This is a genomic window from Variovorax sp. Soil_C_12 (assembly GCF_057657375.1).
The window spans coordinates 260,969-274,972 of sequence record NZ_JBDGIO010000004.1; the positions used below are offsets into that span (position 1 = coordinate 260,969).

Genomic DNA, 14,004 nt, shown 5'->3' on the forward strand with positions numbered 1-14,004 from the left:
ACACACCCATGAAATTCCGTCGTTCCCTGCTCGGCCTGCTGGCCATCGCTGCCACGCTGGGCAGCTTCTCGGTCTCCGCGCCGGCGCAAGGCTACAAGGCCGAATACAAGATGTCGCTGGTGCTGGGCCCGCCCACACCGTGGGGCCAGGCCGGCAAGATTTGGGCCGACCTGGTGAAGGAGCGCACGCAGGGCCGCATCAACATCAAGCTCTACCCCGGCGTCTCGCTGATCCAGGGCGACCAGACGCGCGAGTTCAGCGCGCTGCGCCAGGGCGTGATCGACATGGCGGTGGGCTCGACCATCAACTGGTCGCCGCAGGTCAAGCAGCTCAACCTGTTCTCGCTGCCCTTCCTCATGCCCGACTACGCGGCCGTCGATGCGCTGACGCAGGGCGAGGTGGGCAAGGAGATCTTCAAGACGCTGGACAAGGCCGGCGTGGTGCCGCTGGCCTGGGGCGAGAACGGCTACCGCGAGATCACCAACTCCAAGCGCGCGATCAAGTCGCCTGAAGACCTGAAGGGCATGAAGATCCGCGTGGTGGGCTCGCCCATCTTCTCTGACATGTTCAGCACGCTGGGCGCCAACCCGACGCAGATGAGCTGGGCCGATGCGCAGCCGGCGCTGGCGAGCGGCGCGGTGGACGGGCAGGAGAACCCGCTGTTCCTCTTCACCGTGCTCAAGATGCACACGGTGGGGCAGAAGTTCGTGACGACCTGGGGCTACATGGCGGACCCGCTGGTGTTCGTGGTCAACAAGGACATCTGGGCGTCGTGGACCCCGGCCGACCAGGCGATCGTGCGGCAGGCTGCGATCGACGCCGGCAAGCAGGAGATCGAGCTGGCCCGCAAGGGGCTGGTGGAGGCCGACAAGCCGGTGCTGAAGGACATCGCGGGGATGGGCGTGACGGTGACGCAGCTCACGCCGGAAGAGCGCGAGGCCTTCGTGAAGGCGACGCGGCCTGTGTATGCGAAATGGAAGCCGCAGATTGGTGTGGAGCTGGTGACGAAGGCTGAGCAGGCGATTGCTGCTCGGAAGAAGTAACGAGCGTTCGACCGGTGGGGCGCGGAGGCGTGCGGTGCCGTGGATAGGCTCGGTGCCCCCACCCCGGCCCTCCGAGGTGCACGCAACCCTCGCACACCCCAAGCCCGGCATGCGGTGCGGGTCGGGCGATCCCCTCTGCGGCGCCGAGGAGCGCAGCCTTTCGCGGATCAGGGCTCGCGACTGTTTGAGCGAAGCGAGTTCGAGCGAGACCCCGCGAAAGGCGAGCACCGCAGGGAAGCCCCGAAGGGGCCGCCGCAGTGGGGTCGACCGGCCCGCATCGCATGCCGGGCGCCCCTCCATGGGACAAAGCACGCAAAGCACCCAATAAAAAACCCCGCATCGCGGGGCTTTTCGTCGAAGAACACAAGACTCAGTGCTGCAAGATCTTGTTGAGAAAGTCCCGGGTCCGCGCCTGCCGGTTCTCCGGGTGCGCGAAGAACTCGTCCTTCGAGCAGTCTTCCAGGATGCGGCCACCCACGTCGATGAAGATCACCCGGCTCGCCACCTTGCGCGCGAACCCCATCTCGTGCGTGACCACCATCATGGTCATGCCTTCCTTGGCCAGCGCCACCATGACGTCCAGCACCTCGCCCACCATCTCCGGGTCCAGGGCAGACGTCGGCTCGTCGAACAGCATCACGATCGGGTCCATGCTCAGCGCGCGCGCGATCGCCACGCGCTGCTGCTGACCGCCCGAGAGCTGGCCCGGGAACTTGTCCTTGTGCGCCATCAGGCCCACGCGGTCGAGCATCTTCAGGCCGCGCGCCTTGGCCTCGTCCTGCGAGCGGCCCAGCACCTTAATCTGCGCGATCGTGAGGTTCTCCGTCACCGACAGGTGCGGGAACAGCTCGAAGTGCTGGAACACCATGCCCACCCTGGAGCGCAGCTTCGGCAGGTTGGTATTGGGGTCGTGCAGCGGCGTGCCGTTGACCGTGATCTCGCCCTTCTGGAAGGGCTCGAGCGCGTTCACCGTCTTGATCAGCGTCGACTTGCCCGAACCCGAGGGCCCGCACACCACCACCACATCGCCCTTCGCGATGCTGACCGAGCAGTCGTTGAGCACCTGCACCGGGCCGTACCACTTGGAGACGTTCTTGATTTCGATCATTTTGTCGGCCATGACTTTGCCTTTCGATGTTCAGCGGATGATGGCGATCTTCTTGTGAAGACGCTTGACGAGATAGGACAGCGCATAGCAGATGACGAAGTACAGCACCGCCGCCAGCAGGTAGGACTCGATGGGCCGGCCGAAATTCTTGCCGGCCGTCTCGAAGCCCTTCAACAGGTCGTAGGCACCGATGGCATACACCAGCGAGGTGTCCTGAAACAAGATGATGGTCTGCGTCAGCAGCACCGGCAGCATGTTGCGGAAGGCCTGCGGCAGGACCACCAGCGTCATGTTCTGCTTGTAGGTCATGCCCACCGCCTGCCCGGCGAAGACCTGCCCGCGCGGGATCGACTGGATGCCCGCGCGCATGATCTCGCTGAAGTAGGCCGCCTCGAAAGCCACGAAGGTGATGATGGCGGAGATCTCGGCGCCGATAGGACGGCCGATGATGAAGGGCACCAGCAGGAAGAACCACAGGATCACCATCACCAGTGGAATGCTGCGCATGCCGTTGACGTAGATCGCCGCGGGCGCGTCCAGCCACTTCTTGCCCGACAGGCGCATCAGCGCCAGCAGCGTGCCGAAGAGAATGCCGCCCAGCGTCGCGACGACCGTGAGGAAGAGACTGAAGTACAGGCCCTTCAACAGGAAGCCGGTAATGACGTCCCAGTTGTAGAAGGAGAAGTCGAGGTTGGTCAGCATGTCAGTGCCCTCCCCCGCCGGCCTGGGCAATGAAGCCCGGCACCCGTGTCCGCTTCTCGATCGAGGCCATGATGCGGTTGATCGCGAAGGCCGAGATGATGTAGAGCACCGTGACGGCCAGGTACATCTCCATCGGCCGCGCAGTCTCTTCGCCGGCCTGCATCGCGAACTGCGTCATCTCGGCGATCGACACCGCGAAGGCCACCGACGAGTTCTTGAAGATGTTCATCGACTCGCTGGTGAGCGGCGGAATGATGATCCGGTAGGCCATCGGCAGCAGCACGTAGCGGTAGTACTGCGGCGTGGTGAAGCCTACCGCCATGCCGGCGTAGCGCTGCCCCCGCGGCAAGGCCTGGATGCCGGAGCGCAGTTGCTCCGCGATCCGCGACGAGGTGAAGAAGCCCAGCGCCAGTACCACCAGCACGAAAGGCGGCACGTCGCGCATGACCGGGAACAGCGCCGGCACCACGTGGTACCAGAGGAAAATCTGTACCAGCAACGGAATGTTGCGGAACAGCTCGACCCAGGCATTGCCGGCGCGCACCCAGCCCGGGCTGTTGGGCAGCGTGCGGATCACGCCGACGAGGGAGCCGAGGACCAGCGCCACCACCAAGGCCGAGAGGGCGACGGACACAGTCCAGCCCCATGCGGAGAGCAGCCATTGCCAATATGTCGGGTCCTTGCCACCCGGGTCCTGCAGGAAGACCTGCCAATCCCAACTTCCCATCGGGACCTCCTCAGTCGTTGTTGCTTGAAGAAGAAGAAAAAAGAAAACCTGAAAACAAACGCCCGCCGCAAAGGGCGGGCGTTTCGACTCAGCCCACGAGCATCACTTCTTGACGTAGTCTTCCATCGGCTTGTCGTTGGGCGCCGCCCACGCAGCCTTGGTGGCTTCCGACAGCGGCAGGCCCACCTTGGTGTTGGTCGGCGGGATCGGCTGGTTAAACCACTTGTCGTACAGCTTGGCCAGCGAGCCGTCCTTGATCTGGGCTTTGATGCTGTCGTCGACCGCCTTCTTGAAGGCCGGGTCGTCCTTGCGCATCATGCAGGCGATCGGCTCGACCGACAGCGCCTCGCCGACGACCTTGAAGCCAGCCGGGTTCTTGGACTTGGAGATGTTGCCGGCCAGGATCTGGCCATCCATCACGAAGGCATCGGCACGGCCCGATTCGAGCAGCAGGAAGCTGTCGGCGTGGTCCTTCCCCATGACTTCCTTGAAGTCGATGCCCTGGGCGCGCTCGTTCTTGCGCAGGGTCTGCACGGAGGTCGTGCCGGTGGTGGTGGCCACGCTCTTGCCGTTGAGGTCGGCGACCTTGGTGATGCCGGAGTCGGCCTTGACGGCGATGCGAACTTCCTCGACGTAGGTGGTGATCGCGAAGGCCACGTCCTTCTGGCGGGTGGCGTTGTTGGTGGTCGAGCCGCATTCGAGGTCGACGGTGCCGTTCTGCACCAGGGGAATGCGGTTCTGCGAAGTGACCAGCTGCTCCTTCACTTCCAGCTTGGGCAGGCCCAGCTGCTTCTGGATGTCGCTCAGGATCTTGCGCGACATCTCGGTGTGGAAGCCGACGTACTTGCCGTCGCCGATGGTGTAAGCCAGCGCGCCGGACGAGTCGCGCACCCCCATCGTGACGCTGCCGCTGGACTTGATCTTGGCCAGGGTGTCAGTGGCTTGCGCCATTGCGCCTCCCGCGGCGAGTGCCATCACGGCCAGCGCCAATACTTGCTTCTTCATAAGGAAAACTCCTGTGACTGAGAGATACACAAATTCTAGACACCCGCATTCTGCGGCATACCCGGGCCAACCCGGTGCGCCGCGCACCGCCTGCGACCCACGCGGAGTGTGCAGCAGTTCCGAGGCGGTGCACCGTGTTGCAAAGCGCTTCATGGGATCAGCTATAGCAGCCTTTGTGCCCGAAAAAAAGCACGCGCATGGCGCGTGCTCTCCGAAGCCTGGGACAGCAGAAACGTGCGGCCAGACTGTAGGGGCGCCCCTCACTCGAGGCAAATGCCCTTTGCGGCGGTCGGCATGCCGGTGCGTCATAGATTTGTGCAGCGCACAAAGAAAGGGGCTTGTTCAATCGGCTGGCTGGGTGCCGACGAGGTAGGCCCACAGCGCGTCGGCCGTGCCCTTGTTGCTGCGCAACGTCGCGCCCTCCCCCTTGGCGGCACGCGCGCCGGGCTTGCCTGGCGCCGCAGCAGTCGGCCGCTCGCGGTAGGCGCGGATCTCCATGGTGGCCTCGAGCTTCTCGATCTCGGGCGGCAGCGCGCTCACGAGCGTGCGCGCCCGCACCTCCTTGCGCACCGCGCTCTGCGGCAGGAAGGCGATGCCATGCCCTTCGAGCGCCATCACCTTGAGGCCCTCGGCCATGTCGGTCTCGTAGACGCGGTCCAGATGGATGGCGGTGTGCGATTCCTTCAGCAGCTGGTCGACCACCCGCCCCAGGTAGGCGCCGGGGGCGTAGCCCAGGTAGGGCAGCGGCTGGCCGGGGCGGCCCGGCAGCCGGTAGCGCGGCGCGCCCTCGGCATCGGGCTTGACCCAGGGCGCGACCACTTCCTCGCCGAGGCTCACCATCTCGTAGCGGGTGGCGTCCAGCGGCAGCGGCTGCGAGGGGTGGTGGTAGGCGATCAGCAGGTCGCAGCTGCCTTCCACCAGGCGCAGCACGGCATCGTGCACGTTGAGGGCGATGAGCCGGCTCTTCAGCGGCCCGAACTGCTCGCGCAGGCTGGTGACCCAGGCCGGGAAGAAGGTGAAGGCCAGGGTGTGCGGCACGGCCACCTCGATCACGTCCTGCGCCGCGGCCGAATGGCCGCGCAGCATGGCGCGCGTGCTCTGCAGGGCCTGCAGCATCTCGATGGCCTGGCCGTAGAGCGTCTGCCCGGCGGGCGTGAGGCGGGTGGGGTAGGAGCTGCGGTCGACCAGGTCGGTGCCGGCCCAGCCTTCGAGCGCCTGGATGCGGCGCGAGAAGGCCGGCTGGGTTACGTGGCGCAGCTGGGCCGAGCGGCTGAAGCTGCGTGTCTCTGCAAGGCTGACGAAGTCCTCAAGCCACTTGGTTTCCATGGGCGCCGATTATGTCCGGCCCATGACGCGGGCTAGATCGGCGACACCACGCCGCGCCCCGCGAAGTGCCCTTCTGCGTTGGCCATGAAGCGGTCCACCGAGGCCTGCGTGGCCTCGGGCGACCAGCCGGCCACGTGCGGCGTGAGCAGCACGTTGTCGAGCCCGATCAGCGGCTCGGGGCGCTTGGGCTCGCTCTCGTAGACGTCGAGCCCGGCGCCGGCGATGCGGCCCTCGCGCAGCGCGGCCGCGAGCGCTTCGGTGTCGACCACGCTGCCGCGCGAGATATTGACCAGGAAGCCCCGCGCGCCGAGCGCGTCGAGGATGCCGGCATCGACCAGGTGCCGCGTGCCGGGACCGCCCGGCGTAGCCACCATCAGCACGTCCGCCCAGGCGGCCAGCGCCTTCAGGCTGTCGAAGTAGCGGTGCACGGCGCCCTCGCGCGGCTTGCGGTTGTGGTAGCCGACTTCCATGTCGAAGCCGGCGGCGCGTTTGGCGATCTTCTGCCCGATGGTGCCCAGGCCGAGGATCCCCAGGCGCTTGCCCGAGACGTTGGGCGGCTGCGGGATCGCCTCGCGCCACACGCCCTCCCGGCACTGCCGGTCGAGGGTGCGGATGCCGCGCACGATGCCGATCAGCAGGCCGAAGGCATGGTCGGCCACGCAGTCGTCGTTGGTGCCGGCGCCGTTGGCGAGCGCGATGCCACGCGAGCGCGCCGCCGGGAGCGGCAGGCCTTCGTAGCCCGCGCCCATGGCGCAGATCAGCTCGACCTTCGGCATCGCCGCCAGCTCGTCGGGCGTGAGCCCGATCACGCCGATGGTCAGCACCGCGCGGAAGCGGGCGCCCTGCGCTGCGATGGCGGCCGCGCGCTCGGCCGCCGTGGGCGCGTAAGTCATGTCGTAGACGGCGGCAATCTGGGCCTGGTGAGCGCTCGACAGGCTGTTGAGCACCAGCAGGGGAATCTTGTCGGGCATCGTCCGATCTCCGGAAAAAGCGGTGGGAATCAAAGGACGGGCTCGGCAGCCTCGATCTGCTGCAGGGCCCACATCTGGGCATAGCGCGCCTCCCTGGCCAGCAACTGCGCATGGGTGCCGCGCTCGACGATCACGCCGCCCTCGAGCACCAGGATCTCGTGCGCGTCGACCACGGTCGAGAGCCGGTGCGCGATCACCAGGGTGGTCTTGTTTTGCGCCGCGCTCTTGAGCTCGGACTGAATGGCGCGCTCGTTGGCCGAGTCCAGCGCCGAGGTGGCCTCGTCGAAGATCAGGATGGGCGGGTTCTTCAGCAGGGTGCGCGCGATCGCCACCCGCTGCTTCTCGCCGCCCGAGAGCTTGAGGCCGCGCTCGCCGACGGCCGTTTCGTAGCCCTTGGGCGTGGCGGCGATGAAGTCGTGGATGCGCGCCGCCCGCGCCGCCTGCTCGACCTCGGCACGGCTCGCACCCGGGCGGCCGTAGGCGATGTTGTATTCGATGGTGTCGTTGAACAGCACCGTGTCCTGCGGCACGATGCCGATGGCCTGGCGCACGCTGGCCTGGGTCACCTCGCGGATGTCCTCGCCGCCGATGAGGATGCGGCCCCCGCCGGCGCCGGGCCGCCCCAAGCCGGCGGCGGCCCCCTCGGGGGGCAGGGAGCCACGCGCAGCAGGCGACCGTGGGGGCTCGATACCGACGTCGTAGAAGCGGTAGAGCAGCCTGGCCAGCGTGGACTTGCCCGAGCCCGAGGGGCCGACCACCGCCACCGTCTTGCCCGCCGGGATCTCGAAGCTCACATGCTTCAGAATCGGCCGCGCGGCCTCGTAGGCAAAGCTCACATCCTCGAAACGCACGCTGGCATCGCGCCCCGCCAGCGGCAGCGCGCCCGGCGCGTCGCGCACCTCGCGCTCCTTCTCCATCAGCACGAACATCTTGTCCAGGTCCGTGAGGCTTTGCTTGATCTCGCGGTAGATCACGCCCAGGAAGTTGAGCGGGATGTAGAGCTGGATCATGAAGGCGTTGACCATCACCAGGTCGCCCAGCGTCATGCGGCCCTCGACCACGCCCGCGGTGGCGCGCCACAGCATCAGCACCAGGCTCACGGCGATCAGCAACTGCTGGCCGGTGTTGAGCAGGCTCAGCGTGTTCTGGCTCTTGATGGCGGCGCGGCGGTAGCGGTCCAGGCTGGCGTCGTAGCGCCCGGCCTCGAACTCCTCGTTGTTGAAATACTTGACCGTCTCGTAGTTCAGCAGCGAGTCGATGGCGCGGCTCTGCGCCACCGAGTCGAGCTCGTTCATGGTCTTGCGAAACTGCGTGCGCCACTCGGTCACGGTGACGGTGAAGAGGATGTAGAGCACCAGCGCGCATCCGGTGATCCAGACGAAGAGCGAATCGAACTTGACGCCCAGGATGGTCAGCACCAGCGTCAGCTCGATGATGGTGGGCACGATGCTGTAGAGCGACATCGAGATCAGCGAATGCACGCCGCGCGTGCCGCGCTCGATGTCGCGCGTCATGCCGCCGGTCTGCCGCTCCAGGTGGAAGCGCAGCGACAGCGCATGCAGGTGGCGGAACACCTCCAGCGAGATGCTGCGCGCCGCCCCCTCGGTCGCCTTGGCGAACACCAGCTCGCGCAGCTCGCCGAACAGCGAGGTCGAGAAGCGCAGCAGCCCGTAGGCGACCAAGAGCGCGATCGGCACCACCAGCAGCGCCTGCGCCATGTCGGGCTTGGGCGTCATGGTGTCGACCAGGTTCTTCAGCAGCACCGGCACGCCGACGTTGGCGACCTTGGCGCCCACCATGAAGAGCAGTGCGGCCAGCACGCGCCACTTGTAGCGCCAGAGATAGGGAAACAGCCGGCGCAGCGTCGCCCAGTCGGAGCGGTCGGCGCGCGCGGGCTCGCTGGACGAGGCGTGGTGGGCAGAGGAAAGGGTTTCGCCGCTACGGCGCATGAGGAGACAATCGTGGCTGTTGCTTTTCACGGATTGTGCCCATGTCTGCTCCCTCGAATGTCGCCGCCCCGCTCAAGAGCCTGCCCGCCGACATGGAACTCGTGCTCAAGGTGATCCCGCTGCCGGCCGACGTCAACGCCAACGGCGACATCTTCGGCGGCTGGGTGATGGCCCAGTGCGACCTCGCCGGCTCCGTCATCCCGGCGCGCTACGCCAAGGGCCGCATGGCCACGGTCGCCGTCAACGAGTTCGTCTTCAAGCAGCCGGTGCGGCTGGGCGACATCCTGTCCTTCTATTCGAAGCTGGTGCGGATCGGCCGGACCTCGGTGACGGTCACGGTGGAGGTGTTCGCGGAGCGCTTCAAGGCGCAGGGCGAGTACATCAAGGTGACCGAGGCCACCTTCACCTACGTCGCAATCGACGACAACGGGAGGCCGCGGGCGATCGTCAAGGAGTGATTGCGCGGCGCGGTCAGACGAAGCTGCGCGGGTGCGCAAAGCGGTGGAGCGGCCGGCTGCGCGCCGCGGAAGGCGGTCTGCGGCCCGAGGTCATACTGGGGCGGTCGTCGCTACGCGCCGACTCCGCTGCGGTGCTCGTCTGGGGGCGGCGCCGCGGAACTCGCTGCGTGCCCCTTCGGTGCACTTCGCTCAAATCGCCCGGTCCGCAGACCACCTTCCGCGGAGGAGACGTTGGGGGGGTGACCGGAATACCGCCCCGCGCACACGCGGCGCTTGCAGGTTTTTGAGATACCGGCACAACTTGTCCCGCAAAGGCGCCTGCGGGTCCGCTGCGGCGCGCTGGCGACGCGAGCACCGCAGGGGAGTCGGCGCGAAGCGACGACCGCCACAGTGGCGCGCCGCAGTGGACCCGTGGGCGCCTTTGCAGCGCGCAGGCACATGCAAGCGCGCTCTTCGAACCTTGATCGCGACCCGATATCAGAGCTTAGAAAAATCCGGCTTCCGCTTCTCCATGAACGCCGTGAAAGCCTCCCGCGCGGCCGGCTCTCGCAGCATGCGGCCGAAGCTCTGGCCTTCCTCGCCCATGCGCTCGAGCACAACCGGCTGTTGCGCCTTCTTCATCAGCCGCTTGGTCTCGATCAGCGCCGACAGCGGCTTGGCCGCCAGCTTGCGCGCCTGGGCCTGGGCGATGGAGTTGGCCTCGGTGGGCGGGACCACGCGGTTGACCAGGCCGACCTCGAGCGCCGCCTCGGCCATGAAGGGCTCGCCCAGCAGCAGCGCCTCGGCCGCGCGGTGGTAGCCGAACATCTGCGGCACCAGCAGGCTCGACGCCGCCTCGGGGCACAGGCCCAGGTTGACGAAGGGCATCGAGAAGGCCGCGTTGTCGCCGGCATAGACCAGGTCGCAATGGAACAGCATCGTGGTGCCGACGCCCACCGCCGGGCCGCACACCGCAGCTACCAGCGGCTTCGGAAAGCTCGCGATGCCGTGCAGGAAGCGGAACACCGGCGATTCCGGCGTCGAGGGCGGCGCGTTGAGGAAGTCGCCGATGTCGTTGCCGGCGCTGAAGATGGTGGCGTCGCCCTGGATCAGCACGGCGCGCACCGCGCCGTCCTCAGCGGCCTTCGCCAGCGCGTCGGCCAGCTCGGCATACATGGCGCTAGTGATCGAGTTCTTCTTGTCGAGCCGGTTGAAGGTCAGGGTCATCACGCCGGCTTCGGTGTGGACGAGGATGTCGCTCATGGAAGGTCCTTGCTGCAAAGAAGTGGAAGAAGTATCGGGCCTCGCAGCCTTCACTCCTTGAAGTAGACGATCTGGTTCGAGGTGGCCAGCAGCGCACCGGCCTCGCTCCACAGCTGCGCGGCCTGGTCGAAGTAGCCGTTGCGAAACTGCTGGCCGGTGGCGCGGCCCAGCAGGTAGCCGTCGCCCACCTCGGCGAGTTGCGCGGCGTCGACATGGACGTAGGTGGTGATCGACACCGTGCCGATCGGCACCGGCTTGGCGCGGCGCAGCCACACGCGCGGATAGAAGCAGTCGCACAGCGCCGCCAGCGCCGCGAAATCGAGCGGGCGCGCCGGCGCGTCGCGCAGCCACATGCGGGTCTCGCTGTGGTCGCCGCTGCCGTCCCAGCGCGTCGGGATCGTGCCGCTGATCGGGCGCATCTCGTAGCGGTCCAGCCAGGCCACCTTGCCCGGGCCGATGCTCAGGCGCTCGACCTCGATCGGCGGCGGCACCTCGGGCATCGGCAGGTCGCTGGCGCCCCAGGTGTCGCGCCGCAGGGCCGTGACCGCGGTGCCCGTGCTCACCACCTGCGGCCTGCCCTCGGCATCGGCCTGCGACATCTGGATCGTCCAGTGCTGGGTCGAGCGGTTGGTGCGCACCGGCACGGCCAGGAGCTCGAAGGGGCCGGCCTCCAGTGCCGCGGCGTAGTTCACCGTCAACGCCACCGGCGCGCCGAGCAGTTCGGGATGCTTCAGCACCGACTGCAGCATCGCGGCCGCGGTCGTGCCGCCGAAGGGCCCGACCATGTTCCAGTAGTCGGCGCTGGTGGCGCCGGTGAACAGGCCGGCGCGAAGGTCGCTGTGCGCGAGCGCCAGGGCCTGGTCCAGGGGATGTGTGCTCATCATCGCAGTGTGCTCCGTCGCTGCGGCTCAGGCAGTCGTGTGCGTGACGCCCGCCGCCGGCGACGCGGTCAGCGCCGCGAGCCGGTGCAGGCTGTCGGCCAGGCGCGGCCACAGGTTCAGGCTGAACTGCTCGCGGAAGAAGCCGAAGTGCCCGATGCGCCGGGCCTGTACGTCGGCCGGCGCGATGCGCTGCACCGCCTTCGGCGCACTCGCGTAGAAGCTCAGAAGGCTCTGGGTGCCTTCCAGCGTCATCAGCTCGTCGTCGGTGATCGACAGCGCCAGCACCGGGAAGCGCACGCGCCCGTAGCTGCGCGCGGCCGCCTCGCCCTCGGCGCCCACGCTGTAGCGCGGGTCCAGGCACCAGCGCCGCCATTGCAGGATCACGCCGCGCGGCAGGTCGCCCACCTTGCGCAGCTTGCGGCCCGGGAAGTAGCCCCACAGGCGCGTGGCCAGCGGCACCAGCACGAACCAGAAGTACAGGACGGTGCGCTTGAGCCGCGGCGCGTTCTCGCGCCAGTAGCCGCTGCCCGCCGCGATGCTGACCAGGCCGTCGACCTGCTGCGGCCGCTGCAGGAAGCCCGGCAGTTGCGCGCCCAGGCTGTGGCCCAAGAGGTAGAGCGGGCGGTCGGGCCGCGCGGCCTTGGCGGCATCGATCACGGCCTCGTAGTCGCGTGCCCAGTCGAACAGGTCGGCCTCGAAGCCGCGCAGCGAGGCCCCGGCGCCGCCCGGCCGCGAGTCGCCCGAGCCACGATAGTCGAAGGTCCAGACGTCGACGTCCTCCTGCGCCAGCCAGCGCGCGAAGGGCTCGTAGAAGGCCTGGCGCACGCCCATCGCGCCGCCGATCACCACGCTCGCGCGCTGCGGGCCGGCGGCTTCGTAGCGGCGCACCGCGAGCGGGGTGCCGTCTTCGAGGGTCAGGGTCTTCTGTTGCATGCCGTTGTCTCCTTCTTTTCCGTGGCGGCCTGCGCGGCGCGTGCGATCAAACCCTTTCGAAGATGCCGGCGGCGCCCTGCCCCATGCCCACGCACATGGTGACCATGCCGTACTTGAGCTTCTTGCGTTGCAGCGCATGCACCACGGTGGCCGAGCGGATGGCCCCGGTCGCGCCGAGCGGGTGGCCCAATGCGATCGCGCCGCCCATCGGGTTGACCTTGGCCGGATCCAGGCCCAGGGTGTTGATCACGGCCAGCGACTGCGCGGCGAAGGCTTCGTTGAGCTCGATCCAGTCGATCGCGTCCTGCGTGAGCCCGGCGTAGCGCAGCGCCGCGGGAATCGCCTCGATCGGGCCGATGCCCATGATGTGCGGCGGCACGCCCTTGCTCGCGAAGCTCACGAAACGCGCCAGGGGCTTCAGGTCGAACTGCTTGCAGGCCTTCTCGCTCGCCAGGATCAGCGCGCCCGCGCCGTCGGAGGTCTGCGAGCTGTTGCCGGCGGTGACGGTGCCGCGGGCGGCGAACACGGTGCGCAGCCTGGCGAGGCCTTCGAGGCTGGTGTCGGGGCGTGCGCCTTCGTCGAGCGACACGGTGCGGGTCTTGGCGATGGCCTCGCCGCTGTCCAGCTCGGGCGCGCGATCGGTCACCTCGATCGGCGTGATCTCGTCGGCGAATTCGCCGGCCTGCTGCGCGGCCAGCGCGCGCTGGTGCGACTGCAGCGCGAAGGCATCCTGCGCCTCGCGGCTGACCTTCCACTGCTGCGCCACCTTCTCGGCGGTGAGGCCCATGCCGTAGGCGATGCCGACGTCGCCGTCGCGCTCGAAGATCGAGGGCGACAGCGATGGCGAGTTGCCCATCATCGGCACCATGCTCATGCTCTCGACGCCGGCGGCGATCATCACCTCGGCCTCGCCGACGCGGATACGGTCGGCCGCCATCTGCACGGCCGAGAGGCCCGAGGCGCAGAAGCGGTTGACCGTGATGCCGCCGATGCTGGTGGGCAGACCCGCGAGCACGGCGCCAATGCGGGCGACGTTGAGGCCTTGCTGCGCTTCGGGGATGGCGCAGCCGCAGACGATGTCTTCGATGGCCTTCGGGTCCAGGCCGGGCACGGCCGCCAACGCGGCCTTGAGCGTGGCCGCGAGCAGGTCGTCGGGGCGGGTGTTGCGGAAGAAGCCGCGGTGGGAGCGGCCGATGGGGGTGCGGGTGGCGGAGACGATGTAGGCGTCTTGGAGTTGTTTCATGATGGGCTCCTGGCTATTGCTCCTTCCCCCTCCGGGGGAAGGCAGGGATGGGGGCAAGCGGCGCTCAATTCGTCAAGCCGATTGACGATGGCCTGAAGCACCCCATCGAGATTGATGAACGGATCGTTCGATCCAAAGCGCAGCACATCGAATCCCTGTGCGCGAAGAAATGCATCGCGCCGCGAGTCGTACTCCGCGGCCTGCTGGTGTTGCGAGCCGTCGAGCTCGATGATCAATTTGGGGTCGAGGCAGGCGAAATCCGCGATGTAATTGCCCAAGGGATGCTGGCGCCGGAACTTCACGCCCAGTTGCTCCCCGCGCAGGCCGGACCAGAGCTTGCGCTCGGAGTCGGTCATGTCGCGCCGCAAGGTGCGGGCGTTCTTCTGAGCTGTGATGCTGGATTGCTTTCGCATGAT

14 protein-coding genes are annotated in these 14,004 nt (G+C 67.6%); 2 read left to right on the forward strand and 12 right to left on the reverse strand.

From position 1 onward, the window contains the following. The first annotated feature begins 8 nt into the window (after positions 1–8). Positions 9–1,043, forward strand: coding sequence for a DctP family TRAP transporter solute-binding subunit (locus AC3A6X_RS13530; RefSeq protein ID WP_487842654.1), 1,035 nt, complete (start codon positions 9–11; stop codon positions 1,041–1,043). 370 nt (positions 1,044–1,413) lie between these two features. On the opposite strand, the gene AC3A6X_RS13535 is transcribed toward AC3A6X_RS13530, so the two are convergent. The 7 genes from AC3A6X_RS13535 to AC3A6X_RS13565 form a co-directional block, all read right to left on the reverse strand. Continuing rightward, positions 1,414–2,151, reverse strand: a complete 738-nt coding sequence (locus tag AC3A6X_RS13535; protein WP_487842873.1) for an amino acid ABC transporter ATP-binding protein — start codon at positions 2,149–2,151, stop codon at positions 1,414–1,416. Between the two features lie 30 nt (positions 2,152–2,181). Beyond that, positions 2,182–2,853: an amino acid ABC transporter permease gene (locus AC3A6X_RS13540; protein WP_487842655.1), complete on the reverse strand. Its 672-nt coding sequence runs from the start codon at positions 2,851–2,853 to the stop codon at positions 2,182–2,184. A 1-nt stretch (position 2,854) separates the two neighbouring features. Beyond that, positions 2,855–3,580, reverse strand: coding sequence for an amino acid ABC transporter permease (locus tag AC3A6X_RS13545; protein WP_309970692.1), 726 nt, complete (start codon positions 3,578–3,580; stop codon positions 2,855–2,857). A 102-nt stretch (positions 3,581–3,682) separates the two neighbouring features. Beyond that, on the reverse strand, positions 3,683–4,585 hold the full coding sequence (locus tag AC3A6X_RS13550) for a transporter substrate-binding domain-containing protein (RefSeq protein WP_487842656.1): 903 nt from the start codon (positions 4,583–4,585) through the stop codon (positions 3,683–3,685). 342 nt (positions 4,586–4,927) lie between these two features. Continuing rightward, complete coding sequence (locus tag AC3A6X_RS13555; protein WP_487842657.1) at positions 4,928–5,911, reverse strand: LysR substrate-binding domain-containing protein; 984 nt, start codon at positions 5,909–5,911, stop codon at positions 4,928–4,930. Between the two features lie 32 nt (positions 5,912–5,943). Continuing rightward, positions 5,944–6,882, reverse strand: a complete 939-nt coding sequence (locus tag AC3A6X_RS13560; RefSeq protein WP_487842658.1) for a 2-hydroxyacid dehydrogenase — start codon at positions 6,880–6,882, stop codon at positions 5,944–5,946. A gap of 29 nt (positions 6,883–6,911) precedes the next feature. Then, entirely contained in the window at positions 6,912–8,831 is a 1,920-nt protein-coding gene (locus tag AC3A6X_RS13565; protein WP_487842659.1) for an ABCB family ABC transporter ATP-binding protein/permease, read from the reverse strand. A 41-nt stretch (positions 8,832–8,872) separates the two neighbouring features. On the opposite strand from AC3A6X_RS13565, the gene AC3A6X_RS13570 reads away from it, so the two are divergent. Continuing rightward, positions 8,873–9,289 (forward strand): acyl-CoA thioesterase, encoded by a 417-nt coding sequence (locus tag AC3A6X_RS13570; RefSeq protein ID WP_487842660.1) that lies wholly within the window; start codon positions 8,873–8,875, stop codon positions 9,287–9,289. Positions 9,290–9,766: 477 nt separating this feature from the next. On the opposite strand, the gene AC3A6X_RS13575 is transcribed toward AC3A6X_RS13570, so the two are convergent. Genes AC3A6X_RS13575 through AC3A6X_RS13595 form a run of 5 tightly spaced genes read right to left on the reverse strand, consistent with a single transcriptional unit; the run spans position 9,767 to position 14,001 of the window. Next, on the reverse strand, positions 9,767–10,531 hold the full coding sequence (locus AC3A6X_RS13575; RefSeq protein ID WP_487842661.1) for an enoyl-CoA hydratase: 765 nt from the start codon (positions 10,529–10,531) through the stop codon (positions 9,767–9,769). Positions 10,532–10,581: 50 nt separating this feature from the next. Further along, a complete protein-coding gene (locus tag AC3A6X_RS13580) occupies positions 10,582–11,415 on the reverse strand; it encodes an acyl-CoA thioesterase (protein ID WP_487842662.1) in 834 nt (277 codons plus the stop codon). Positions 11,416–11,439: 24 nt separating this feature from the next. Then, positions 11,440–12,345: an alpha/beta hydrolase family protein gene (locus AC3A6X_RS13585; RefSeq protein WP_487842663.1), complete on the reverse strand. Its 906-nt coding sequence runs from the start codon at positions 12,343–12,345 to the stop codon at positions 11,440–11,442. Positions 12,346–12,391: 46 nt separating this feature from the next. Continuing rightward, positions 12,392–13,588, reverse strand: a complete 1,197-nt coding sequence (locus AC3A6X_RS13590) for an acetyl-CoA C-acyltransferase (RefSeq protein ID WP_487842664.1) — start codon at positions 13,586–13,588, stop codon at positions 12,392–12,394. After that, complete coding sequence (locus AC3A6X_RS13595) at positions 13,585–14,001, reverse strand: endonuclease domain-containing protein (protein ID WP_487842665.1); 417 nt, start codon at positions 13,999–14,001, stop codon at positions 13,585–13,587. The genes AC3A6X_RS13590 and AC3A6X_RS13595 overlap by 4 nt, the downstream gene beginning before the upstream one ends. Positions 14,002–14,004: the final 3 nt, after the last annotated feature.